The following is a 23,411-nucleotide window of genomic DNA, read 5'->3' as shown; positions in this document are numbered from 1 at the left end:
CTTACTTCTTGCCGCCGAGCACGAACTTCGTGCGGGCGATATCGCGCCGAACACGGCGCAGCTGGTGCGGCTGGCTGAGCTGACCGGTGCCCTTCTGCATGCGCAGATTGAACTGCTCCTTGCGAAGGTCCAGCAGGTGCTGCTTCAGCTCCTCGGCCGACTTGGTTGTTAGGTCTTTGATGGCCATCACATCACCGCCCTGGATACAAACTGGGTCTGCACCGACAACTTGGCGGCGGCCAGGCGGAACGCCTCGCGCGCGGTGGCCTCGTCGACACCCTCGATTTCATAAAGCATGCGGCCCGGCTGGATCGGTGCGACCCAGTACTCCACGCCACCCTTACCGGCGCCCATTCGGACTTCGATCGGCTTCTTGGTGATCGGCTTGTCCGGGAACACGCGGATCCACAACTTGCCGCCGCGCTTCACGAAACGCGTGATGCAACGACGAGCCGCTTCGATCTGACGCGCGGTAAGCGCACCGTGCGTGGTGGCCTTAAGGCCATACTCGCCAAAGCTGACGAGGTTGGCGCTAAATGCCAGGCCGTCATTGCGGCCCTTGAACTGCTTGCGGTATTTGGTTCGCTTGGGTTGCAACATGGCAACTCTCCTTACTTCGTCCGCTCGCGACGGCCTTCACCGCCCTCGCGACGACCTTCACGACGGCCCTCGCCACCCTCGCGCTCACGACGCGGCTGTGCGTTCTGCTCTTCCTTCGGCTCCTGGCCGACCTGGGTCAGGTCGAAGATTTCGCCCTTATAGATCCAGACCTTGATACCGATGATGCCGTAGGTGGTTTTCGCTTCGGCGGTGCCGTAGTCGATGTCCGCACGCAGCGTGTGCAGCGGCACGCGACCTTCGCGGCTCCACTCGGAGCGGGCGATCTCGGCGCCGTTCAAACGACCGGACACGTTGATCTTGATACCCAGCGCACCCAGGCGCATCGCGTTGCCCACGGCGCGCTTCATGGCGCGACGGAACATGATGCGGCGCTCGAGCTGCTGAGCAATCGACTCGGCGACCAGCTGGGCATCGATCTCGGGCTTGCGCACTTCGTTGACATTGATGTGCGCCGGAACGCCCATCATGTCGCTGACTTCCTTGCGCAGCTTTTCGATATCTTCGCCCTTCTTGCCGATCACCACGCCCGGACGGGCGGTGTGGATCGTCACGCGGGCAGTCTTGGCCGGACGCTCGATCAGGATCTTCGAGATACCGGCGGCAGCCAGCTTCTTGCGCAGCATCTCGCGGACCTTCAGGTCGGCAGCGAGGTACTGGGCGAATTCGCCCTTATTGGCGTACCACTTCGAGTTCCAATCCTTGGCAATGCCGAGGCGGATACCGGTGGGATGAACTTTATGACCCATCGTCTACGTCCTCTTAGTTACCAACGACCACAGTGATGTGGCTCGTGCGCTTCAGGATGCGCGAACCGCGGCCTTTGGCGCGGGCATGCATACGCTTCATTGCCGGACCTTCATCAACGAAGATCTTCGAGACTTTCAGTTCATCGACGTCCGCGCCCAGATTGTTCTCGGCGTTGGCGACGGCCGAAAGCAGCACTTTACGAACCATGTGTGCGGCTTTCTTATTGGTGAACTGGAGCACGTCGCTGGCACGGCCCACGGGCATACCGCGGACCAGGTCAGCTACCAGGCGTGCCTTCTGCGCTGAAATGCGAGCGCTGCGCAGGATCGCTTTGGCTTCGGTGCTCATCACTTGCCCTTCTTATCGCCGCCATGGCCCTTGAAAGTGCGCGTCACGGCAAACTCGCCGAGCTTGTGCCCGACCATGTTTTCGTTGACGAGCACCGGCACGTGCTGGCGACCGTTATGGATGGCGATGGTCAATCCCACCATTTCCGGCAGGATCATGGAGCGACGCGACCAGGTCTTGATCGGACGCTTGGAGTTAGTGGAAACCGCAGCTTCCACCTTCTTCACGAGGTGAAGGTCGACAAAGGGACCTTTCTTTAAAGAACGCGGCATGACGGTTTCCTATTACTTGCGACGACGCACGATGAACTGCTGCGTGCGCTTGTTGTTACGGGTCTTGTAACCCTTGGTCGGCGTGCCCCACGGGCTGACCGGATGACGGCCGCCGGAGGTCTTGCCTTCACCACCACCATGCGGGTGGTCGACCGGGTTCATCACCACACCGCGGACGGTCGGGCGAATGCCCTTCCAGCGGGTAGCACCAGCCTTGCCGAGCTTGCGCAGGCTGTGCTCGGAGTTACCGACCTCACCAATGGTGGCGCGGCAATCGACCGGCACACGGCGCATTTCGCCGGAGCGCAGACGCAGCGTGGCGTAACCGGATTCGCGGGCAATCAGCTGTACCGAGGCACCAGCCGAACGCGCGATCTGCGCACCCTTGCCAGGCTTCATTTCCACGCAGTGCACCGTCGAACCGACCGGAATATTGCGCAGCGGCAGGCTGTTGCCGACCTTGATCGGGGCATCGTGACCCGACACGACACGGTCACCCACCGCCACGCCGGCCGGCGCGATGATGTAGCGGCGCTCGCCGTCGGCATAGCACAGCAGTGCGATGTGCGCGGTGCGGTTCGGATCGTATTCCAGACGCTCAACCTTGGCAGCGATGCCTTCTTTGTCGCGCTTGAAATCGATGATGCGATAAGCCTGCTTGTGACCGCCGCCGCGATGACGCGTGGTGATGCGACCGAAATGGTTGCGACCACCCGTCTTCGACTGGCTTTCGGTCAGCGGCGCGTACGGAGCGCCCTTGTGCAGCCCCTCGGTGCGGACGCTGACAGCGTCACGACGACCCGGCGAGGTTGGCTTGTGATTGATTAGTGCCATCTGTCAGAACTCCTGGCTCAGGCCTTCGCGGCCACGTCGATCGTCTGGCCTTCGGCGAGACGGACGTAAGCCTTGCGCTTGCCCTGGCGGCTGCCCGCTCGGAAACGGAAGGACTTGACCTTGCCCTTGGCATTGACGAGGTTCACCTGCTCGACTTTGACGTCGAACATCTTCTCGACCGCTGCACGGACATCGGCCTTGGTTGCCTCGGGGGCAACCACGAAAACGTACTGGTTGTTCTCGGCAAGACGGGCCGCTTTTTCGGAAATATGCGGCGCGCGCAGCGTATTGAGAATGCGTTCGTTGCTCATGCCAGCCACTCCTCGACCTTCTTGACCGCTTCAACGGTCATCACCACGTGGTCGGAACCGACCAGGCTGACCGGATTCAGCGCCACCACGTCCACCACATGGAGGTACGGGATGTTGCGCGAAGCCAGGAACAGCGCTTCGTTGGCATCTTCCGACACCAGCAGCACGCGGCCTGAAACCTGCAGTTCGGCCAGCTTGGCTACCATCGACTTGGTCTTCGGGGTATCGATGTTGAAGCTCTCGACTACCTTTAGACGCCCCTGACGGTTCAGCTCCGAAAGAATGGAGCGAATCGCCACGCGATAAGCCTTGCGGTTGACCTTCTGCTCGTAGCTACGGGGCTTGGCCGCGAACGTCACACCACCGCCCACGAAAATCGGGGCACGGTAGTCACCGTGACGGGCGCCACCGCCCTTCTGCTTCTTGAACTTCTTGGTGGTACCGGACAGGTCGCCGCGCGAGAGCTGCGCCTTGGTACCCGCGCGACCGCCTGCCTGATAGGCAACGACCACCTGGTGAATCAGGGCCTGCTTGAACTCGCCACCGAACACATCGTCCGACACGCTGAGCGGCTTGGCGCCAATAACATTCAGTTCCATGCCGTTTCTCCTCAACCCTTGGTGGTCGGGCGGATCACGACGTCGCCACCGGTCGCACCCGGTACCGCGCCCTTGACCGCGATCAGATGACGCTCGGCGTCGATCTTGACCACTTCCAACCCCTGCTGGGTGCGATTCACCGCGCCCATGTGGCCGGACATCTTCTTGCCCGGGAACACGCGACCCGGAGTCTGACGCTGACCGATAGAACCCGGCGCACGATGCGACAGCGAGTTACCGTGGGTAGCGTCACCCATCTTGAAGTTGTGGCGCTTGATGGTGCCCTGGAAGCCCTTACCCTTGCTGACGCCGGCCACGTCGACAATCTGGCCGACCTGGAACACTTCCTCAGCCTTGATTTCGGCGCCCACGGCATATTTACCGAGGTCAGCCGCATTCAAGCGGAATTCCCAGAGGCCACGACCCGGCTCAACCTTCGCCTTGGCGTAGTGACCCTTCTCAGCGGCATTCAGCAAGCTGGCGCGCTTGACGCCGGCAGCAACCTGCACTGCGCTGTAACCATCGTTATCTTCCGTCTTCACCTGCGTCACGCGGTTCGGCGTCGCTTCGATCAGCGTCACCGGAATCGAGCGTCCGTCTTCGGTGAAGAGTCGGCTCATGCCGCACTTGCGGCCAACCAGTCCGATACTCATGTTCGTATCCTGTCTATCGCTCAACCGAGCTTGATCTGAACATCTACGCCAGCGGCGAGATCAAGCTTCATGAGCGCGTCCACGGTCTTGTCGTTGGGATCGACGATATCCAGCACGCGCTTGTGAGTGCGGGTTTCGTACTGATCGCGAGCGTCTTTGTCGACGTGCGGCGACACCAGAATGGTGTAGCGCTCGATCTTGGTCGGAAGCGGAATCGGACCGAGAACCGTAGCGCCGGTGCGCTTGGCCGTCTCGACGATTTCGCTGGCCGAACGGTCGATCAGACGATGATCGAACGCCTTGAGCCGAATGCGAATCTTTTGGTTCGCCATAACCGTGTCCTGTTATCTAAAGAACAAATCTGTGAACCGAGGTGGCTTCTCACCGCCTCGCACAACCCATTGCACTGCAAGTCTTACAACAAGCCATCCGGATCTTTTTGCCGCCCGAAAGACTCCAAAACGCCGGGCAGGCCGTATGCCGGCCTGCCCAGATATATAACGAACGCGGAAACCCTTCAGTAACAGAGACTTAGCTCTAGAACCAGGAGATCCCCGCAACGTCCTTGTTAGCGAACTCGAAGCACTTCCTGTGCCTCATTTCGCGGTAGACCGCAACAACACGATGTGTTGTGCGGCAAGTCAACTCAGCGACTATAGCGGATCTTTCGCTATAGGACAAGCACTTGCGAGAAACTGCCTGCGAAGCAGGCAGTTTCCGTACAGCGACTTACTTGGTGATCTTGGCGACGACGCCGGCGCCGACGGTGCGGCCACCTTCGCGGATCGCGAAGCGCAGACCTTCGCTCATCGCGATCGGCGCAATCAGCGACACCGAGATCTTCACGTTGTCACCCGGCATCACCATCTCCGTACCTTCCGGCAGCTTGATCGCACCGGTCACGTCCGTCGTACGGAAGTAGAACTGCGGGCGGTAGTTGCTGAAGAACGGCGTATGACGACCACCCTCTTCCTTCGACAGCACGTAGATCTCGCCTTCGAAGTCGGTGTGCGGCGTGATCGAACCCGGCTTGGCCAGCACCTGGCCACGCTCCACGTCTTCACGCTTCGTACCGCGCAGCAGCAGACCCACGTTGTCGCCCGCCTGGCCCTGATCCAGCAGCTTGCGGAACATTTCAACGCCCGTCACCGTGGTCTTGACCGTCGGCTTCAGACCCACGATCTCGATTTCGTCACCGACCTTGATGATGCCCGTCTCCACACGACCGGTCACCACCGTGCCGCGGCCGGAGATCGAGAACACGTCTTCCACCGGCATCAGGAAGGCCTTGTCCAGCACACGCACCGGCTCCGGAATGTAGCTGTCCAGTGCGTCCACCAGCGCCACGATCGCCGGCACGCCGATTTCCGACTGGTCGCCTTCCAGCGCCAGCTTGGCCGAACCCTTGATGATCGGGGTGTCGTCGCCCGGGAATTCGTACTTGCTCAGCAGCTCGCGCACTTCCATTTCCACCAGCTCGAGCAGCTCGGCGTCGTCCACCATGTCGGCCTTGTTCAGGAACACCACAATGTACGGCACGCCCACCTGGCGCGACAGCAGGATGTGTTCGCGCGTCTGCGGCATCGGGCCGTCCGCGGCCGAGCACACCAGGATCGCACCGTCCATCTGCGCCGCACCCGTGATCATGTTCTTCACGTAGTCAGCATGGCCCGGGCAGTCCACGTGCGCGTAGTGGCGGTTCGGCGATTCGTATTCCACGTGCGCCGTCGAGATCGTAATACCGCGCGCCTTCTCTTCCGGCGCCGCGTCGATCGCGTCGTATGCCTTGAATTCACCACCGAAACGCTCTGCGCCAACCTTCGTCAGCGCCGCCGTCAGCGTCGTCTTGCCGTGGTCCACGTGACCGATCGTGCCCACGTTCACGTGCGGCTTGGTGCGTTCGAATTTACCCTTTGCCATGACTCAAACCTCTGAAAGAACTGTGTTGTTTGGAGAAGAAAACCTTATCAGGCCTTCTTCATGACCTGTTCGGCGATGTTGTTCGGTGCCGGTTCGTAATGATCGAATTCCATCGTAAAGGTGGCACGGCCTTGCGTTTGCGAACGAAGCGCCGTGGCGTAACCGAACATCTCACCAAGCGGAATCATCGCGTTGATGGTCTTGCCCGACGGCGTATCGTCAGAACCCTGCAGCACACCACGACGACGGCTCACGTCGCCCATGACGTCACCGAGATAATCTTCGGGCGTCACGATTTCGACCTTCATGATCGGCTCCAACAAGATCGGCTGCGATTGCTTCGCGCCTTCCTTGAAGAGCTCCCTGAACGCGCCATGGGCAGCGATCTTGAAGGCCATTTCCGACGAGTCAACGTCGTGGTACGAACCGAACACCAGCTTCGCCTTGACACCCACCACTGGGAAGCCAGCAAGCTGGCCGCTGGTGATGGATTCGCGCAAACCCTTTTCCACTGACGGAATGTATTCCTTGGGAACCACACCGCCGGTAATTTCGTTGACGAACAGGAAGTCGTCCTTTACGTCAGGGTTCTTGCGATCAGCGTCGTTCATCGCCGAAAACTCGATGACCACGTGACCGTACTGACCCTTACCACCGGACTGCTTGGCGTGCTTGAAGTCCGCCTTGTAAGCGCCCTGAATGGTTTCGCGATAGGCCACCTGCGGCTTGCCGACGTTGGCTTCCACGTTGAACTCGCGACGCATGCGGTCGACGATGATGTCCAGGTGCAACTCGCCCATGCCGGCGATGATGGTCTGGCCAGACTCTTCGTCGGTACGCACACGGAACGACGGATCCTCCGCGGCCAGACGGCCAAGCGCGATACCCATCTTTTCCTGGTCCGACTTGGTCTTCGGCTCGACCGCCATCGAGATCACCGGCTCCGGGAACGTCATGCGCTCCAGCGTGATGACGTGATCCTGTGAACACAGGGTGTCACCAGTGGTGACGTCCTTCAGGCCGACCGCCGCGGCGATATCGCCAGCGCGGACTTCCTTGATTTCGTGACGCTCGTTGGCATGCATCTGCAGGATGCGGCCGATGCGTTCCTTCCTCGACTTCACCGGGTTGTACACGGCATCGCCGGAATTCAGCGTACCCGAGTAGACCCGGAAGAAGGTGAGCGAACCGACAAACGGATCGGTCATGATCTTGAACGCGAGCGAAGAGAACGGCGCGTTATCGTCCGCGGTACGGCTCGCTTCCTTCTCGTTTTCGTCAATGCCCTTGACCGGTGGACGATCAGCCGGCGACGGCAGCAACTGGATCACTGCGTCGAGCATCGCCTGCACGCCCTTGTTCTTGAACGCAGTACCGCAGAACACCGGGATCAGCTTGTTGGCCAGCGTACCCGCACGAAGACCACCGATGATGTCTTCCTCGGAGAGGTTGCCCTCTTCCAGGTACTTGTCCATCAGCTCTTCGGAGGTCTCGGCAGCCGACTCGACCATGAAGTTGCGCGCAGCTTCAGCTGCATCCTTCAGGTTGGCCGGGATGTCCCGGTATTCAAACTTCATGCCCTGGGATTCCATGTCCCAGACGATCGCCTTCATCTTGATCAGGTCGACCACGCCTTCGAAGTTGTCTTCGGCACCAATCGGCACCTGCATCGGCACCGGGTTCGCGCCCAGGCGCGACTTCAACTGTTCGACAACCTTGTCGAAGTTCGCACCGGTGCGGTCCATCTTGTTGACGAATGCGAGGCGCGGCACGTTGTACTTGTTGGCCTGGCGCCAGACGGTTTCCGACTGCGGCTGCACACCACCCACGGCACAGAGCACGAACACCGCACCATCGAGCACACGCAACGAGCGCTCCACTTCGATGGTGAAGTCCACGTGACCAGGGGTGTCGATGATGTTGAAGCGGTGTTCGGGCAAGGAGCGATCCATGCCTTTCCAGAACGCCGTCGTTGCCGCCGACGTAATGGTGATACCACGCTCCTGCTCCTGCTCCATCCAGTCCATCGTCGCGGCACCGTCATGCACCTCGCCAATCTTGTGACTGACGCCGGTGTAGAACAGGATGCGCTCCGTCGTGGTGGTCTTCCCGGCATCGATGTGGGCCATGATGCCGAAATTGCGATAGCGCTCGATGGGAGTGGTGCGTGCCACGGTACTAACCTCGAATCCGTACGATACTGCTTACCAGCGATAGTGCGAGAAGGCCTTGTTGGCTTCCGCCATGCGGTGCGTTTCCTCACGCTTCTTGATCGCACCACCGCGATTTTCGGAAGCTTCCAGCAATTCTGCAGCCAGCTTGCGCGGCATCGACGTTTCACCACGCTTGCGGGCGGCCTCGATCGCCCAGCGCATGGCCAAGGCCATACGACGACCCGGGCGCACTTCGACCGGCACCTGGTAGGTGGCGCCGCCCACACGACGGGACTTCACCTCGACGGCCGGGGCGATGTTGCCCAGCGCCTTCTCGACGAGCTGCACCGGCTCGGCGTGCTTTTCACCGAGATGATCCAGCGCACCGTAGACGATAGCTTCGGCGACGGACTTCTTGCCGCTCTTCATCACCATGTTGATGAAGCGGGCGATGAGCTGGCTGCCGTGCTTGGGATCGGGCAGGACCAGACGGGCGGGATGGGAACCTTTACGCGACATGTTTCGTGTCCTTTAACTTAGCTCTTCGGGCGCTTGGCGCCGTACTTCGAACGAGCCTGGCGGCGCTTGGTGACGCCGGCGCAGTCGAGGCTGCCGCGGACGGTGTGGTAACGCACACCCGGCAGATCCTTCACACGGCCACCACGGATGAGCACAACCGAGTGCTCCTGCAGATTGTGGCCTTCGCCACCGATGTAGCTGATGACCTCGTAACCGTTGGTCAGGCGCACCTTGGCAACCTTACGCAGCGCCGAGTTCGGCTTTTTCGGGGTGGTGGTATACACGCGCGTGCAGACGCCGCGACGTTGCGGGCTGCTTTGCAGGGCCGGAGAAGCACTCTTATAGCTCTTCGGGCTGCGGGATTTGCGCACCAGCTGATTGACTGTCGTCATGCGAAGCTATTCCTGGGAAACATAAAGGCAGACCGAATAATCCGGTCTGCCGAGAAGCGGGAATTTAACATGGGCGCCTCACCTCAGGCAAGAAAACGCCCGCCATCCTTGACGCGAACACGAGGCGCATCCGATGCGCCTCATTTCGTATGTCGGCGAGTAGAGCCGCTTGGGGCTTACTCAACACTTGCATCAGTGCCTACCGGCGCCTCCGCAAAGGAGACCTGAGTGGAACCGGAAAGGGTTTCCAGCTCCGAAGCGGTCAAACCGCCCTGGCGATGACGCTGTGCGTGATACGCCAGACCCGTACCTGCCGGAATCAGACGGCCGACAATAACATTTTCCTTCAAACCACGCAAGGTATCGCGTGTTCCACGAACCGCCGCCTCGGTAAGGACGCGGGTGGTCTCCTGGAACGAAGCCGCCGAGATAAACGACTCGGTGGCCAGCGAGGCCTTGGTGATGCCCAGCAGCACCGACTGGAACTCCGCCGGACGCTCGTTGCGGGCATCCGCACGATCGTTTTCGGCGTTGATCCGTACGCGCTCCACCTGCTCACCGCGCAGGTAGTGGCTTTCGCCCGGCTCGGTGATCTCGACCTTGCGCAGCATCTGGCGAATGATCGTTTCGATGTGCTTGTCGTTGATCTTCACACCCTGCAGGCGGTAGACGTCCTGGATTTCCTTGACCAGATAGGCAGCCAGCGGCTCGACACCCAGCAGGCGCAGGATGTCGTGCGGATTGGGCTCGCCGTCCACGATGGTTTCGCCCTTCTCCACGTGTTCGCCTTCGAACACGATGACCTGACGCCACTTCGGAATCAGCTCCTCGTGCTCGTTGCCGTCCACATCCTTGATGATCAGGCGCTGCTTGCCCTTGGTGTCCTTGCCGAAGCTGATGATGCCCGAGCGCTCCGCCAGAATCGCCGGTTCCTTCGGCTTGCGGGCTTCGAACAGGTCAGCTACGCGCGGCAGACCACCGGTGATGTCGCGGGTCTTGGAGGTTTCCTGCGGGATACGGGCAACCACGTCACCCACGCCCACTTCGGCACCGTTCTGGATCGACACGATCGCACCCGCCGGCAGGAAGTACTGCGCCGCGATGTCAGTACCCGGCAGCTTGAGCTCACGACCCTTGCTGTCTTCCAGGCGCACGATCGGGCGCAGATCCTTGGCAGCGGTACCACGACGCTTCGGATCGGTCACCACCGCCGACTCCAGGCCGGTGAGTTCGTCGGTCTGGCTCTGCACGGTGACGCCATCGATGAAGTCGATAAAGCGCACGGTACCGGCCACTTCCGACACGATCGGATGGGTGTGCGGATCCCAGTTCGCCACGACCTGGCCAGCCTTGACCGGCGCGCCATCCTTGACGGAAATGGTGGCGCCGTAAGGCACCTTGTAGCGCTCGCGCTCGCGGCCGTTGGCGTCGATCACCGACACTTCGCCCGAACGCGACACGGCCACCAGGTGACCCTGGTTGTGCTGCACGGTCTTGAGGTTGTTGAACTTCAGCGTACCGGTGGTCTTCACCGAGACGTTGTCGACCGCAGCCGCACGCGACGCCGCACCACCGATGTGGAACGTACGCATGGTCAGCTGGGTACCCGGCTCACCGATTGACTGCGCAGCCACCACGCCCACGGCTTCACCCATGTTCACCAGGTGACCACGTGCGAGATCGCGGCCGTAGCACAGCGCGCAAACGCCATGAGCGGCCTGGCAGGTGATGGACGAACGCACCGACACCGACTGCACGCCTGCCTTGTCGAGCTTCTCGACCAGGGCTTCGTCCAGCAGCGTGTTGCGCGTGACGATCGGCTCGTCGTCTCCACCCGGCGCGTAGACATCCTCGGCCACCACACGACCGAGCACACGCTCGCGCAACGGCTCGACCACGTCACCGCCTTCAACGATCGGCTGCATGATCAGGCCTTCCTCGGTACCGCAATCGGTCGAGGTGATGACCACGTCCTGCGCCACGTCCACCAGACGACGAGTCAGGTAACCGGAGTTCGCCGTCTTCAACGCCGTATCCGCCAGGCCCTTACGAGCACCGTGCGTCGAGTTGAAGTACTGCAGAACGTTCAGGCCTTCGCGGAAGTTCGCCTTGATCGGCGTTTCGATAATCGAGCCGTCCGGACGCGCCATCAGGCCGCGCATACCGGCAAGCTGACGAATCTGCGCCACCGAACCACGAGCGCCCGAGTCGGCCATGATGTACAGCGAGTTCATGGACTTCTGGTTGACCGTCTTGCCTTCGGCGTCGGTCACCTTGTCGGTGCCGATACCGTCGATCATCGCCTTGGCCACCTGCTCGTTGGTGCGCGACCAGATGTCGACCACCTTGTTGTAGCGCTCGCCGGCGGTCACCAGACCCGACTGGTACTGCTCCTGGATTTCGACCACTTCCTTCTCGGCCTCTTCCAGGATCGGCTTCTTCTCGGCCGGGATGATCATGTCATCGATGCCGATCGAGATACCGGCACGCGTCGCGAAACGGAAACCGGTGTACATCAGGTGGTCGGCGAAGACCACGGTGTCCTTCAGGCCGAGGCGGCGGTAGCTGGCGTTGATCAGGCGCGAGATGGCCTTCTTCGACAGCTCCGTGTTGGCCAGCTCGAACGGCAGGCCTTCCGGCATGATTTCAGCCAGCAGCGCGCGACCCACGGTGGTATCCATCAGGGAGATCGTGCTGGTGCGCTCGCCGTTGTCGTGCACATGCACCTGCTTCATGCGCACCTTGATCTTGGCATGCAGCTGCACGACGCGGTTGTCGTATGCACGGCGCACTTCGGCGATGCTGGAGAACACCATGCCAGTGCCCTTCGCATTCACCAGTTCGCGCGTCATGTAGTACAGGCCCAGCACCACGTCCTGCGTCGGCACGATGATCGGCTCACCGTTTGCGGGCGAGAGGATGTTGTTGGACGACATCATCAGCGCGCGCGCTTCAAGCTGCGCTTCGATCGACAGCGGCACGTGCACGGCCATCTGGTCGCCGTCGAAGTCCGCGTTGAACGCGGTACAGACCAGCGGATGCAGCTGGATGGCCTTGCCTTCGATCAGCTTCGGCTCGAACGCCTGGATGCCAAGACGGTGCAGGGTCGGCGCGCGGTTGAGCAGCACTGGATGTTCGCGGATCACCTCTTCGAGGATGTCCCACACCTGGCCTTCTTCGCGCTCGACCAGCTTCTTGGCCGCCTTGATCGTGGTGGCTTCACCGCGGTTCTGCAGCTTAGCGAAGATGAAGGGCTTGAACAGTTCCAGCGCCATCTTCTTCGGCAGGCCGCACTGGTGCAGGCGCAGCGTCGGACCGACCACGATCACCGAACGGCCCGAGTAGTCGACGCGCTTGCCGAGCAGGTTCTGACGGAAGCGACCCTGCTTGCCCTTGATCATGTCGGCGAGCGACTTCAGCGCACGCTTGTTGGTGCCGGTGATGGCGCGGCCACGACGGCCGTTGTCCATCAGCGCGTCGACCGATTCCTGCAGCATGCGCTTCTCGTTGCGCACGATGATGTCGGGCGCATTGAGTTCGAGCAGACGCTTCAGGCGGTTGTTACGGTTGATGACGCGACGATACAGATCGTTCAGATCGGAGGTCGCGAAACGGCCACCATCGAGCGGCACCAGCGGACGCAGGTCCGGCGGCAGCACGGGCAGCACGGTCATGACCATCCACTCCGGGCGATTGCCGGATTCAAGGAAGGCCTCGATTAGCTTGACGCGCTTGGTGAGGCGCTTGAGCTTGGTTTCGGAGTTGGTGGAAGCGATCTCTTCCTTGAGGCGAATGACTTCGCCCGGAAGATCCAGCGACTTCAGCAGCTCGTACACGGCTTCGGCACCCATGCGGGCGTCGAACTCGTCGCCGTGTTCTTCCACGGCTTCGAGGTACTGGTCTTCGCTCAGCAGCTGACCGCGCTCGAGCGCCGTCAAACCTGGGTCGATCACCACGAAGGCTTCGAAGTACAGGATGCGCTCGATGTCACGCAGGGTCATGTCCAGCATCAGGCCGATGCGCGACGGCAGCGACTTGAGGAACCAGATATGCGCCACGGGGCTGGCCAGCTCGATGTGGCCCATGCGTTCACGGCGCACCTTGGCGAGCGTGACTTCGGTGCCGCACTTTTCGCAGACCACGCCACGATGCTTCATGCGCTTGTACTTGCCGCACAGGCACTCGTAGTCCTTCACCGGGCCGAAGATGGCGGCGCAGAACAGGCCATCACGCTCCGGCTTGAAGGTGCGGTAGTTGATCGTTTCGGGCTTCTTCACCTCGCCGTACGACCAGGAACGGATCAGCTCCGGCGACGCCAGCGCGATCTTGATCGAATCGAACTCAGGCGTGGTGCGCTGCTGATTGAACAGATTGAGCAAATCTTTCATTGCATAAGCTCCTGTAACCCGCGGGTTACTTGATCTCTTCCAGGTCGATGTCGATGCCGAGCGAGCGGATTTCCTTCACGAGCACGTTGAAGGATTCCGGCATGCCCGCCGCCATCTCGTGGTTGCCGTCGACGATGTTCTTGTACATCTGGTTGCGGCCCTGCACGTCGTCGGACTTCACCGTGAGCATTTCCTGCAAGGTGTAAGCCGCGCCGTAGGCTTCCAGCGCCCAGACTTCCATTTCGCCAAAACGCTGACCGCCGAACTGCGCCTTACCACCCAGCGGCTGCTGTGTGACCAGCGAGTACGGACCGGTCGAACGGGCGTGCATCTTGTCGTCGACCAGGTGGTTGAGCTTCAGGTAGTGCATGTAGCCGACGGTGACCGGGCGATCGAACGCCTCGCCGGTACGGCCGTCGAACAGCATGGTCTGACCGGATTCCGGCAGGCCCGCCAGCTTCAGCATCGCCTTGATCTCGGTTTCCTCGGCACCGTCGAACACCGGGGTAGCCATCGGCACGCCTTCCTGCAGGTTGTTCGCCAACGCGATGATTTCCTCATCGGTGAGCGACTTCAGGTCGACATGCTGTACTGCGCCAGCGACATGGTGGTTGTAGATCTGGTCGAGGAACTCGCGGATCTTCGTCACCTTCTCCTGCGCTTCGATCATCTGCTGGATCTTCCTGCCCAGGCCCTTTGCAGCCCAGCCAAGATGCACTTCCAGAATCTGACCGATGTTCATACGCGAAGGCACGCCCAGCGGGTTCAGGCAGATGTCGATCGACGTGCCGTCAGCCATGTACGGCATGTCTTCCACCGGCACCACGTTGGACACCACACCCTTGTTACCGTGGCGACCGGCCATCTTGTCGCCCGGCTGGATGCGGCGCTTCACGGCCAGGAACACCTTGACCATCTTGAGCACGCCCGGCGCGAGATCGTCACCCTGGGTGATCTTGCCCTGCTTCTCCTTGAAGCGCTTGTCGAACTCTTCCTTATGGCGCTTGACCTGATCGGCTGCGCGCTCCAGGAACTCGGTGACTTCCTCGTCCTTGACGTTGATCTTGAACCACTCGTCCTTCTTCAGGCCATCGAGGTATTCGTTGGTGATTTCCGCGCCACGCTTCAGGCCGGCTGGGCCGCTGTTGGCGACCTTGCCGAGCAACTGCGCGCGCATACGGTTGTAGATCGCGCCTTCGAGGATGCGGAACTGGTCGTCGAAGTCCTTGCGGATTCGCTTGATTTCCATTTCCTCGATCTGGCGCGCGCGCTTGTCCTTCTCGATGCCGTCGCGCGTGAACACCTGCACGTCGATCACGGTGCCGTCCATGCCCGGCGGCACGCGCAGCGAGCTGTCCTTCACGTCGGACGCCTTCTCGCCGAAGATCGCACGCAGCAGCTTCTCTTCCGGCGTGAGCTGGCTTTCGCCCTTCGGCGTGACCTTGCCGACCATGATGTCGCCGGCCTTCACTTCCGCACCGATGTACACGATGCCGGATTCGTCCAGGCGAGCCAGCGCCTGTTCACCCACGTTCGGGATGTCGGCGGTGATTTCCTCGGCACCCAGCTTGGTGTCGCGCGCGATGCAGGACAGCTCCTCGATATGGATCGAGGTGTAGCGATCTTCCTGTACAACGCGCTCGGAGAGCAGGATCGAGTCTTCGAAGTTGTAGCCGTTCCACGGCATGAACGCGATCAGCATGTTCTGGCCGAGCGCAAGCTCGCCCAGGTCGGTCGACGAGCCGTCGGCCAGCGTGTCGCCCTTCGCCACGATGTCACCCACGTTCACCAGCGGACGCTGGTTGAGGTTGGTGTTCTGGTTGGAGCGGGTGTACTTGGTCAGCGTGTAGATGTCGACGCCGGCATCGTTCTCGCCGACTTCTTCCTCGTTCACGCGCACCACGATACGGGCCGCATCGACCTGATCGATCACACCACCGCGCTTGGCGCTGGTGATGACACCCGAGTCGCGCGCCACGGCGCGCTCGATGCCGGTACCCACCAGCGGGGTTTGCGAACGCAACGTCGGCACCGCCTGGCGCTGCATGTTCGCGCCCATCAACGCGCGGTTCGCGTCGTCATGCTCGAGGAACGGCACCAGCGCCGCCGCGACCGACACGGTCTGCATCGGCGAGACGTCCATGTAGTTGATCTCGGATGACGGACGCAGTTCGGATTCACCGCGGAAACGGCAGGACACGAAATCTTCGACGAAGCCGCCATCCTTGCTGAGCGGCGAGTTCGCCTGCGCGATCACGTGGTCGCCCTCTTCGATCGCCGACAGGTAATCCACCTGGTTGGTGACCTTGCCGTCCACGACCTTGCGGTACGGCGTCTCGAGGAAGCCGTACTGGTTGGTGCGCGCATACACGGCGAGCGAGTTGATCAGACCGATGTTCGGACCTTCCGGCGTCTCGATGGTGCAGACGCGGCCGTAGTGGGTCGGATGCACGTCACGCACTTCGAAGCCGGCACGCTCACGGGTCAAACCGCCCGGGCCCAGTGCGGACACGCGACGCTTGTGCGTCACTTCGGACAGCGGGTTGTTCTGGTCCATGAATTGCGAGAGCTGCGAAGAACCGAAGAATTCCTTCACTGCTGCCGCGACCGGCTTGGCATTGATGAGGTCCTGCGGGGTCAAGCCATCGGCTTCGGCCAGCGACAGGCGCTCGCGCACGGCGCGCTCCACGCGCACCAAGCCGATGCGGAAGGTGTTCTCCGCCATTTCACCGACCGAACGCACACGACGGTTGCCAAGGTGATCGATGTCGTCCACGGTGCCGTGGCCGTTCTTGATCTCGATCAGCACCTTCAGCACGTCGAGGATGTCGGAGGTTTCACCCTGCGAAGCGACGAGCGCCTGCGATTCCTCTTCCTTGCGATCGCCGAAGTACTTGTAGTCGTACAGCACGCCCGGACCGAGGATGTCCTTGCGGCCGACGCGACGATTGAACTTCATGCGGCCCACAGCCGACAAGTCGTAGCGATCGAAGGTGAAGAACAGATTGAAGAACAGGTTCTGCGCCGCTTCCTTGGTCGGCGGCTCGCCCGGACGCATCATGCGATAGATTTCCACCAGCGCTTCAAGCTGCGTCTTGGTGTTGTCAATGCGCAGCGTGTGCGAGATGTACGCACCGCGGTCCAGGTCGTTCACATACAGGGTCGGCAGCGTCTCGATGCCGGCCTTGCGGAAGTTTTCCAGCTGTTCGGCGGTGATTTCATCGTTCGCCGAAGCCAGCAGTTCACCCGTCTTCGCGTCAACGATATCGTTGGCGAGGATGCGGCCGACCGGATAGTCGTCCGGCACTTCCAGCGCAGTGATGTTTTCGGCAGCAAGCTGACGCACATGGCGCGCGGTAATACGCTTGCCGGCTTCCACCAGCACCTTGTCGCCGATCATCAGATCGAAGCTCAGCGTTTCGCCGCGCAGACGCTCGGCAACGAGTTCGAGCGTGGTAACGCCCTTCTTGCCCAGGTGGAACACGTTGTGCTCGAAGAAGATGTTCAGCATCTCTTCGTTGCTGTAGCCCAACGCGCGCAGCAGCACCGTCACCGGCAGCTTGCGGCGACGGTCGATACGGGTAAACAGCGCGTCCTTCGGGTCGAACTCGAAATCGAGCCAGGAACCGCGGTAAGGAATCACACGGGCGGAGAACAGGAGCTTGCCCGAGCTGTGCGTCTTGCCACGGTCGTGATCGAAGAACACGCCCGGGGAACGATGCAGCTGCGACACGATCACGCGCTCGGTGCCGTTGATGATGAAGGTACCGGTGTCGGTCATGAGCGGAATTTCGCCCATGTAGACTTCCTGTTCCTTCACGTACTTCACGGCCTTCTTCGAGGCCGGGCTGTCCTTGTCGTAGATCACCAGACGCACGGTGACGCGCAACGGCGCGCCGAACGTCATGCCGCGGTTGCGGCACTCGCGCTCGTCGAACGGCGGCTCGCCGAGACGATAATCGACATATTCAAGGGCGGCGTTGCCCGAATAGCTCACGATCGGGAACACCGACTTCAAGGCGGCGTGCAGACCTTTGTCTTCGCGCTGCTTGGGAGCAACGTACTCCTGCAGGAATTCACGGTAGGAATCGGTCTGGATGGTCAGCAGGTTGGGTACGCCCAGTACGGGCGGACGCTTGCCGAAATCCTTGCGGATGCGCTTCTTCTCGGTAAACGAGTAGGTCATGGTCGGTGACGCCTCGGTTCGCTGTGGCGCCGGTGGTGCACACACCGGCTAAATTGGGAAAGCCTGGATCTGGGGGATCGTGAATAGTGGCTCTTGCTCATAAAACCCTATTCGCGATGCCCGACATCCAGAGCGTCCGTGCTTGATGTGTCCAATAAAGGGCTCCTGCCCTTTCTGGACCTGCCAAGTCCATGGACCTGGCTTGAATGAACCAAGCGCCTGGGCGCCTGGTTCACGACGGACCATCCATGGCCCGCGAGTCGCTCCGTACAAAACTTCAGCTGGAGCTGGATCATTGAAGCGGGCAAAGCCCGGGGACTCGCGCCCCCAGGCTTGCTTGACGCTAGGTCAAACTGACGACGCGCAAGAGCGCCAATTACTTCAGTTCGACCGTGGCGCCGGCAGCTTCGAGGTCCTTCTTGAACTTCGCAGCGTCTTCCTTCGAAGCGGCTTCCTTCACGACGCCGCCCGACTCGGTCAGGTCCTTCGCTTCCTTCAGGCCCAGGCCGGTGATGGCGCGGACGGCCTTGATCACGTCGACCTTCTTGTCGCCGGCACTCTTCAGGATGACGTCGAATTCGGTCTGCTCTTCAGCAGCCGGACCAGCGGCGGCCGGACCGGCGGCCACCGCGACCGGGGCAGCGGCGGAGACGCCAAACTTCTCTTCGATGGCCTTCACCAGCTCCATCACTTCCATGAGCGACTTGGCGGCTACGGCTTCAACGATCTGTTCGTTGGAAAGGGACATTTTGATTTACCTCTGGAAATGGATTCGGTTTAGATCGGCGTCGAACTTAGGCGGACGCGGCTTCGGCCGGCGCTTCGCCGCCACCCTGCTTGTCGGCCACGGCCTTGACGGCACGGGCAAACATCGCAGCGGGTTCGGCCAGCACACGGGCCAGCATGGCCAGGGCCTGTTCGCGGGTCGGCAGCGAGGCCAGCACTTCAACGTGCGCAGCCGGCAGCAACTTGCCTTCCACCGAGACAACTTTCGCCTTCAGCTTGTCGTTGCTCTTGGCGAATTCCTTGATCAGACGACCGGCAGCGCCGGGTTCTTCCGTCGAGAATGCATACAACAGCGGACCGGCCAAGGCGTCCTTGACGACCTCGAACTCGGTACCGGCAACAGCGCGCGCGGCGAGCGTGTTCTTGACAACCTTCAAGTACACACCGGACTCGCGAGCCTTCTTGCGCATCGCGGTCATCTGTTCGACCGTGGTGCCTGCATACTCGGCAGCGACCAAGGAGTGAGCCTTCGCGGCAACTTCGGCCAGTTCGGCGACTACTTCTTGCTTCTGAGAGAGATTCAGAGCCATGTTTCACTCCTCTTATGAACTCCGCTTACGGCTCCTGCCGCTTGCGGTCCTGAGCGATGCCGTCCTTGACATCGGGGACTAAAGTCCCGGGTGGTGGCCTTTCCAGAGCGATTCCAGAAGGGGCAGCACCATCTACGCAGGCCAGGTGGAAACCGGATTAAGCGACCTCGTTGGCGGCGACGGCGATTCCTTTGCCAGATCGAGCTCCCTGCCCGTCGTCGTCGCGCGCTGGTCGCGCCTGCGGTCTTTGACGGCGGCTCCGGCATACTGCCGGGGCTACCCTCAAAAACTGCCTGCGCGGAGCACAAACCCCACGCAGGACTTGAATTTCTTACTTGGCCGAGGCCGCGGACAGGGTCGAGGTATCGACCGGTACGCCCACGCCCATCGTGCTGGACAGCGCGACCTTCTGCAGGTACTGGCCTTTGGCCGTAGCCGGCTTGGCCTTCAGCAGGTCGGCGACCAGCGCGTTCAGGTTGTCCGCCAGCTGCGCAGCATCAAAGGTGGCCTTGCCGATGGTGGCGTGGATGATGCCCGCCTTGTCGTTGCGGAACTTCACCTGACCGGCCTTGGCATTCTTCACAGCCGTGACCACGTCGGCGGTCACCGAACCGTCCTTCGGGTTCGGCATCAGGCCGCGAGGACCGAGCAACTGACCGAGCTTACCGACCACGCGCATCGCGTCCGGCGTGGCAATCACACGACCAAAGTCGAGGTCGCCAGCCTGCATGCGCTCGGCCAGGTCATCCATGCCAACGGCATCGGCGCCAGCTGCCTTGGCGGCTTCGGCCTTCTCACCGGCCGGGCAGAACACGGCAACCTTGACGGTCTTGCCGGTGCCGTGCGGCAGCAGCGAAGAACCACGCACGCCCTGGTCGGACTTCTTCGCATCGATGCCCAGGCGCACCGCCACGTCCACCGACTCGGCGAACTTGGCCTTGGCGTTGTCCTTGACGATCTTGAGGGCTTCTTCCAGGCCGTAGGTCTTGCCCGGCTGCACTGCCGCCTGAGCGGCCTTCATACGCTTCGTGAGCTTTGCCATGTCTTAGCCCTCCACCACTAGGCCCATGCTGCGCGCGCTACCAGCAATGGTGCGCACCGCGGCGTCCAGATCAGCAGCCGTGAGATCCGGCTCCTTCTGCTTCGCAACGTCTTCCAGCTGCTTGCGGGTGATCTTGCCCACCTTGTCGGTGTTCGGCTTGGACGAGCCCTTGGCGACGCCGGTGGCCTTCTTGATCAGCACGGTGGCCGGCGGGGTCTTGGTGATAAAGGTGAAGCTACGGTCCGAATAGGCCGTGATGATGACCGGGATCGGCAGACCCGGCTCCATCTTCTGCGTGGCGGCATTGAACGCCTTGCAGAATTCCATGATGTTCAGGCCGCGCTGACCGAGAGCCGGGCCCACGGGCGGCGACGGGTTGGCCTGACCGGCCTTGACCTGCAGCTTGATATAACCGACAACTTTCTTTGCCATTGGAGTTTCCTCGCGAGTTCAAGCGCCTTGCGGCTCCTCGCCATGCACAATCCCTGGTGGGAGGGGACCCCGCGATCCTGCGAAATCCAGAAATACGGACACGCCGAGTCGAAAGACCCCGGCGTGAACCGCGTAGTTTAGAGATGAAACGGGCTTTAAGCAAGCCCCGTGCCGAAAACCGGACTCAGGCCTTCTCGACCTGGCCGAATTCGAGCTCCACCGGGGTGGAGCGGCCGAAAATCAGCACGGCCACGCGCAAGCGGCTCTTCTCGTAATTGACTTCCTCGACCACGCCGTTGAAGTCATTGAACGGACCATCGGTGACGCGAACCATCTCGCCCGGCTCGAACAGCACCTTGGGCTTGGGCTTCTCCACGCCCTCGCGGACGCGGCTGAGAATGGTATCGGCCTCACTGTCACGGATCGGCAGCGGGCGATCGGCGGTACCGCCGATGAAGCCCATCACCTTCGGCGTCTCCTTGACCAGATGCCAGCATTCGTCGTCGATACGCGGAGCTTTGCCCTCGGTATCGGTCTCGATCTGCACCAGCACATAGCCAGGGAAGAACTTGCGCTCGCTGCGGCGCTTTTGGCCGCTGCGCATTTCGACCACCTCTTCGGTAGGCACCAGCACCTCACCGAATTTCTCTTCCATCCCGGCGCGCGCAATGCGATCCACCAGCGACTTCTTTACCTGGTTCTCGAAGCCGGAATAGGCATGAACGACGTACCAACGCTTGCTCATCGCACGCTCCTTACGAACCAAGCTTGAGCAGCCAGTCGAGCACGACCGACTTCAGGATAAGGTCAATCAGACCTAGTAGCAGGGACAATACAATGACCACTGCGATGATGATGCCGGTGGTCTTGATGGTCTCGTCCCGCGTGGGCCAGACCACCTTGCGCATTTCAAATTGCGACTCGGCCAGAAAATGGCGGGCACGGCGACCAGGCGCCGTGAACGCAGCAATGGCGCCGGCAGCAACCACTGCCACCAGAATGGTGATCAGGCGAAGCGGCGAAGCGGCGCCGATGTTGCCGAGGTAGGTGTATCCGACGATGCCGGCCAGCAGCACCAGCACGGCCAGCACCAGCTTGCCGATATCGGCGCCGCTCGTGCCTTTGGTCTGTTCAGCCTTGGTATTCATGCGCATCGAGCGGATGCTTGGTGCAACCCGTTTCAAGACTGGTTGCGACACACCCGCCATCATTCCTCGGAAAAATGGCACGCCAGGAGGGACTCGAACCCCCAACCTGCGGTTTTGGAGACCGCTGCTCTGCCAATTGAGCTACTGGCGTACGTTTTTGGTAACTAAAAGTGAAGTCGCTCGCTTTGCCTGCTGTAAAGCTGCGCCTGGCGCCGCGAGGGCTCAGCGAATGCCCCACCCTCGCGCTTTACAGCCCGCATCACGGGCGACTTCCCATTTTACTGCTTACTTGGTGATCTTGGCGACGACGCCGGCGCCGACGGTGCGGCCACCTTCGCGGATCGCGAAGCGCAGACCTTCGCTCATCGCGATCGGCGCAATCAGCGACACCGAGATCTTCACGTTGTCACCCGGCATCACCATCTCCGTACCTTCCGGCAGCTTGATCGCACCGGTCACGTCCGTCGTACGGAAGTAGAACTGCGGGCGGTAGTTGCTGAAGAACGGCGTATGACGACCACCCTCTTCCTTCGACAGCACGTAGATCTCGCCTTCGAAGTCGGTGTGCGGCGTGATCGAACCCGGCTTGGCCAGCACCTGGCCACGCTCCACGTCTTCACGCTTCGTACCGCGCAGCAGCAGACCCACGTTGTCGCCCGCCTGGCCCTGATCCAGCAGCTTGCGGAACATTTCAACGCCCGTCACCGTGGTCTTGACCGTCGGCTTCAGACCCACGATCTCGATTTCGTCACCGACCTTGATGATGCCCGTCTCCACACGACCGGTCACCACCGTGCCGCGGCCGGAGATCGAGAACACGTCTTCCACCGGCATCAGGAAGGCCTTGTCCAGCACACGCACCGGCTCCGGAATGTAGCTGTCCAGTGCGTCCACCAGCGCCACGATCGCCGGCACGCCGATTTCCGACTGGTCGCCTTCCAGCGCCAGCTTGGCCGAACCCTTGATGATCGGGGTGTCGTCGCCCGGGAATTCGTACTTGCTCAGCAGCTCGCGCACTTCCATTTCCACCAGCTCGAGCAGCTCGGCGTCGTCCACCATGTCGGCCTTGTTCAGGAACACCACAATGTACGGCACGCCCACCTGGCGCGACAGCAGGATGTGTTCGCGCGTCTGCGGCATCGGGCCGTCCGCGGCCGAGCACACCAGGATCGCACCGTCCATCTGCGCCGCACCCGTGATCATGTTCTTCACGTAGTCAGCATGGCCCGGGCAGTCCACGTGCGCGTAGTGGCGGTTCGGCGATTCGTATTCCACGTGCGCCGTCGAGATCGTAATACCGCGCGCCTTCTCTTCCGGCGCCGCGTCGATCGCGTCGTATGCCTTGAATTCACCACCGAAACGCTCTGCGCCAACCTTCGTCAGCGCCGCCGTCAGCGTCGTCTTGCCGTGGTCCACGTGACCGATCGTGCCCACGTTCACGTGCGGCTTGGTGCGTTCGAATTTACCCTTTGCCATGAGCGCTAAATCCCGATGGAGTCAATGAGTGAGAGGAAACTAAGGTGATCAGGC

At 61.4% G+C, this 23,411-nt stretch carries 23 protein-coding genes and 1 tRNA gene; all 24 read right to left on the bottom strand.

Going from position 1 to position 23,411, the window contains the following annotated elements; translation table 11 throughout:
* Position 1: 1 nt before the first annotated feature.
* The 24 genes from rpmC to tuf (ISP19_RS17395) all read right to left on the bottom strand — a co-directional run bounded on the left by rpmC (position 2) and on the right by tuf (ISP19_RS17395) (position 23,357).
* Positions 2–187 (bottom strand): 50S ribosomal protein L29, encoded by a 186-nt coding sequence (gene rpmC, locus ISP19_RS17510; RefSeq protein ID WP_109723395.1) that lies wholly within the window; start codon positions 185–187, stop codon positions 2–4.
* Positions 187–600 carry a 50S ribosomal protein L16 gene (gene rplP / locus ISP19_RS17505; RefSeq protein WP_115477109.1) on the bottom strand — a complete coding sequence of 138 codons (414 nt, stop codon included), beginning with the start codon at positions 598–600 and terminating at the stop codon, positions 187–189. The genes rpmC and rplP overlap by 1 nt, the downstream gene beginning before the upstream one ends.
* An 11-nt stretch (positions 601–611) precedes the next feature.
* Positions 612–1,367, bottom strand: coding sequence for a 30S ribosomal protein S3 (gene rpsC / locus ISP19_RS17500; protein WP_204683685.1), 756 nt, complete (start codon positions 1,365–1,367; stop codon positions 612–614).
* 13 nt (positions 1,368–1,380) lie between these two features.
* Positions 1,381–1,716, bottom strand: a complete 336-nt coding sequence (gene rplV / locus ISP19_RS17495; protein ID WP_115477111.1) for a 50S ribosomal protein L22 — start codon at positions 1,714–1,716, stop codon at positions 1,381–1,383.
* On the bottom strand, positions 1,716–1,988 hold the full coding sequence (rpsS, locus tag ISP19_RS17490) for a 30S ribosomal protein S19 (protein ID WP_115477112.1): 273 nt from the start codon (positions 1,986–1,988) through the stop codon (positions 1,716–1,718). The genes rplV and rpsS overlap by 1 nt, the downstream gene beginning before the upstream one ends.
* A 12-nt stretch (positions 1,989–2,000) precedes the next feature.
* On the bottom strand, positions 2,001–2,822 hold the full coding sequence (gene rplB, locus ISP19_RS17485) for a 50S ribosomal protein L2 (protein ID WP_204683684.1): 822 nt from the start codon (positions 2,820–2,822) through the stop codon (positions 2,001–2,003).
* Between the two features lie 17 nt (positions 2,823–2,839).
* The gene (gene rplW, locus ISP19_RS17480) at positions 2,840–3,133 is read right to left on the bottom strand and encodes a 50S ribosomal protein L23 (protein ID WP_204683683.1); all 294 of its coding nucleotides are present in this window, start codon (positions 3,131–3,133) and stop codon (positions 2,840–2,842) included.
* Positions 3,130–3,732 carry a 50S ribosomal protein L4 gene (rplD, locus tag ISP19_RS17475; RefSeq protein WP_204683682.1) on the bottom strand — a complete coding sequence of 201 codons (603 nt, stop codon included), beginning with the start codon at positions 3,730–3,732 and terminating at the stop codon, positions 3,130–3,132. The genes rplW and rplD overlap by 4 nt, the downstream gene beginning before the upstream one ends.
* 11 nt (positions 3,733–3,743) lie before the next feature.
* Positions 3,744–4,385 (bottom strand): 50S ribosomal protein L3, encoded by a 642-nt coding sequence (gene rplC / locus ISP19_RS17470; RefSeq protein ID WP_204683681.1) that lies wholly within the window; start codon positions 4,383–4,385, stop codon positions 3,744–3,746.
* Between the two features lie 20 nt (positions 4,386–4,405).
* Positions 4,406–4,717 (bottom strand): 30S ribosomal protein S10, encoded by a 312-nt coding sequence (gene rpsJ / locus ISP19_RS17465; protein WP_014402136.1) that lies wholly within the window; start codon positions 4,715–4,717, stop codon positions 4,406–4,408.
* Between the two features lie 397 nt (positions 4,718–5,114).
* Positions 5,115–6,305, bottom strand: a complete 1,191-nt coding sequence (tuf, locus tag ISP19_RS17460) for an elongation factor Tu (RefSeq protein WP_204678176.1) — start codon at positions 6,303–6,305, stop codon at positions 5,115–5,117.
* Between the two features lie 47 nt (positions 6,306–6,352).
* The gene (gene fusA, locus ISP19_RS17455) at positions 6,353–8,479 is read right to left on the bottom strand and encodes an elongation factor G (protein WP_204683680.1); all 2,127 of its coding nucleotides are present in this window, start codon (positions 8,477–8,479) and stop codon (positions 6,353–6,355) included.
* Between the two features lie 30 nt (positions 8,480–8,509).
* A complete protein-coding gene (rpsG, locus tag ISP19_RS17450; protein ID WP_128899618.1) occupies positions 8,510–8,977 on the bottom strand; it encodes a 30S ribosomal protein S7 in 468 nt (155 codons plus the stop codon).
* 17 nt (positions 8,978–8,994) lie between these two features.
* Complete coding sequence (rpsL, locus tag ISP19_RS17445; protein ID WP_115479997.1) at positions 8,995–9,369, bottom strand: 30S ribosomal protein S12; 375 nt, start codon at positions 9,367–9,369, stop codon at positions 8,995–8,997.
* 176 nt (positions 9,370–9,545) lie between these two features.
* Complete coding sequence (rpoC, locus tag ISP19_RS17440; RefSeq protein ID WP_204683679.1) at positions 9,546–13,757, bottom strand: DNA-directed RNA polymerase subunit beta'; 4,212 nt, start codon at positions 13,755–13,757, stop codon at positions 9,546–9,548.
* A gap of 25 nt (positions 13,758–13,782) precedes the next feature.
* Positions 13,783–17,943, bottom strand: a complete 4,161-nt coding sequence (gene rpoB, locus ISP19_RS17435) for a DNA-directed RNA polymerase subunit beta (protein ID WP_204683678.1) — start codon at positions 17,941–17,943, stop codon at positions 13,783–13,785.
* A gap of 376 nt (positions 17,944–18,319) precedes the next feature.
* Positions 18,320–18,691: a 50S ribosomal protein L7/L12 gene (gene rplL / locus ISP19_RS17430; RefSeq protein ID WP_204683677.1), complete on the bottom strand. Its 372-nt coding sequence runs from the start codon at positions 18,689–18,691 to the stop codon at positions 18,320–18,322.
* A 46-nt stretch (positions 18,692–18,737) separates the two neighbouring features.
* Positions 18,738–19,259, bottom strand: coding sequence for a 50S ribosomal protein L10 (gene rplJ, locus ISP19_RS17425; protein ID WP_204683676.1), 522 nt, complete (start codon positions 19,257–19,259; stop codon positions 18,738–18,740).
* A 331-nt stretch (positions 19,260–19,590) separates the two neighbouring features.
* Entirely contained in the window at positions 19,591–20,301 is a 711-nt protein-coding gene (gene rplA / locus ISP19_RS17420; RefSeq protein WP_204683675.1) for a 50S ribosomal protein L1, read from the bottom strand.
* Between the two features lie 3 nt (positions 20,302–20,304).
* The gene (gene rplK, locus ISP19_RS17415; RefSeq protein ID WP_192165969.1) at positions 20,305–20,733 is read right to left on the bottom strand and encodes a 50S ribosomal protein L11; all 429 of its coding nucleotides are present in this window, start codon (positions 20,731–20,733) and stop codon (positions 20,305–20,307) included.
* A gap of 184 nt (positions 20,734–20,917) precedes the next feature.
* Complete coding sequence (gene nusG, locus ISP19_RS17410; RefSeq protein ID WP_204683674.1) at positions 20,918–21,478, bottom strand: transcription termination/antitermination protein NusG; 561 nt, start codon at positions 21,476–21,478, stop codon at positions 20,918–20,920.
* A 10-nt stretch (positions 21,479–21,488) separates the two neighbouring features.
* Complete coding sequence (secE, locus tag ISP19_RS17405) at positions 21,489–21,881, bottom strand: preprotein translocase subunit SecE (protein ID WP_204683861.1); 393 nt, start codon at positions 21,879–21,881, stop codon at positions 21,489–21,491.
* A 75-nt stretch (positions 21,882–21,956) separates the two neighbouring features.
* Positions 21,957–22,032, bottom strand: a tRNA-Trp gene (locus tag ISP19_RS17400).
* Between the two features lie 134 nt (positions 22,033–22,166).
* Positions 22,167–23,357, bottom strand: coding sequence for an elongation factor Tu (tuf, locus tag ISP19_RS17395; RefSeq protein WP_204678176.1), 1,191 nt, complete (start codon positions 23,355–23,357; stop codon positions 22,167–22,169).
* Between the last annotated feature and the right edge of the window lie 54 nt (positions 23,358–23,411).

Source organism: Dyella flava (assembly GCF_016904955.1).
GTDB classification, from domain to species: domain Bacteria; phylum Pseudomonadota; class Gammaproteobacteria; order Xanthomonadales; family Rhodanobacteraceae; genus Dyella_B; species Dyella_B flava.
This window is presented reverse-complemented; position numbering and strand designations above follow the sequence as displayed.

What these genes read in the sequence shown, in the direction of transcription:
- rpmC (WP_109723395.1), bottom strand. Translation starts at nt 187, where the DNA reads ATGGCCATCAAAGACCTAACAACCAAGTCGGCCGAGGAGCTGAAGCAG.
- rplP (WP_115477109.1), bottom strand. Translation starts at nt 600, where the DNA reads ATGTTGCAACCCAAGCGAACCAAATACCGCAAGCAGTTCAAGGGCCGC.
- rpsC (WP_204683685.1), bottom strand. Translation starts at nt 1,367, where the DNA reads ATGGGTCATAAAGTTCATCCCACCGGTATCCGCCTCGGCATTGCCAAG.
- rplV (WP_115477111.1), bottom strand. Translation starts at nt 1,716, where the DNA reads ATGAGCACCGAAGCCAAAGCGATCCTGCGCAGCGCTCGCATTTCAGCG.
- rpsS (WP_115477112.1), bottom strand. Translation starts at nt 1,988, where the DNA reads ATGCCGCGTTCTTTAAAGAAAGGTCCCTTTGTCGACCTTCACCTCGTG.
- rplB (WP_204683684.1), bottom strand. Translation starts at nt 2,822, where the DNA reads ATGGCACTAATCAATCACAAGCCAACCTCGCCGGGTCGTCGTGACGCT.
- rplW (WP_204683683.1), bottom strand. Translation starts at nt 3,133, where the DNA reads ATGAGCAACGAACGCATTCTCAATACGCTGCGCGCGCCGCATATTTCC.
- rplD (WP_204683682.1), bottom strand. Translation starts at nt 3,732, where the DNA reads ATGGAACTGAATGTTATTGGCGCCAAGCCGCTCAGCGTGTCGGACGAT.
- rplC (WP_204683681.1), bottom strand. Translation starts at nt 4,385, where the DNA reads ATGAGTATCGGACTGGTTGGCCGCAAGTGCGGCATGAGCCGACTCTTC.
- rpsJ (WP_014402136.1), bottom strand. Translation starts at nt 4,717, where the DNA reads ATGGCGAACCAAAAGATTCGCATTCGGCTCAAGGCGTTCGATCATCGT.
- tuf (WP_204678176.1), bottom strand. Translation starts at nt 6,305, where the DNA reads ATGGCAAAGGGTAAATTCGAACGCACCAAGCCGCACGTGAACGTGGGC.
- rpsG (WP_128899618.1), bottom strand. Translation starts at nt 8,977, where the DNA reads ATGTCGCGTAAAGGTTCCCATCCCGCCCGTCTGGTCCTGCCCGATCCC.
- rpsL (WP_115479997.1), bottom strand. Translation starts at nt 9,369, where the DNA reads ATGACGACAGTCAATCAGCTGGTGCGCAAATCCCGCAGCCCGAAGAGC.
- rpoC (WP_204683679.1), bottom strand. Translation starts at nt 13,757, where the DNA reads ATGAAAGATTTGCTCAATCTGTTCAATCAGCAGCGCACCACGCCTGAG.
- rpoB (WP_204683678.1), bottom strand. Translation starts at nt 17,943, where the DNA reads ATGACCTACTCGTTTACCGAGAAGAAGCGCATCCGCAAGGATTTCGGC.
- rplL (WP_204683677.1), bottom strand. Translation starts at nt 18,691, where the DNA reads ATGTCCCTTTCCAACGAACAGATCGTTGAAGCCGTAGCCGCCAAGTCG.
- rplJ (WP_204683676.1), bottom strand. Translation starts at nt 19,259, where the DNA reads ATGGCTCTGAATCTCTCTCAGAAGCAAGAAGTAGTCGCCGAACTGGCC.
- rplA (WP_204683675.1), bottom strand. Translation starts at nt 20,301, where the DNA reads ATGGCAAAGCTCACGAAGCGTATGAAGGCCGCTCAGGCGGCAGTGCAG.
- rplK (WP_192165969.1), bottom strand. Translation starts at nt 20,733, where the DNA reads ATGGCAAAGAAAGTTGTCGGTTATATCAAGCTGCAGGTCAAGGCCGGT.
- nusG (WP_204683674.1), bottom strand. Translation starts at nt 21,478, where the DNA reads ATGAGCAAGCGTTGGTACGTCGTTCATGCCTATTCCGGCTTCGAGAAC.
- secE (WP_204683861.1), bottom strand. Translation starts at nt 21,881, where the DNA reads ATGAATACCAAGGCTGAACAGACCAAAGGCACGAGCGGCGCCGATATC.
- tuf (WP_204678176.1), bottom strand. Translation starts at nt 23,357, where the DNA reads ATGGCAAAGGGTAAATTCGAACGCACCAAGCCGCACGTGAACGTGGGC.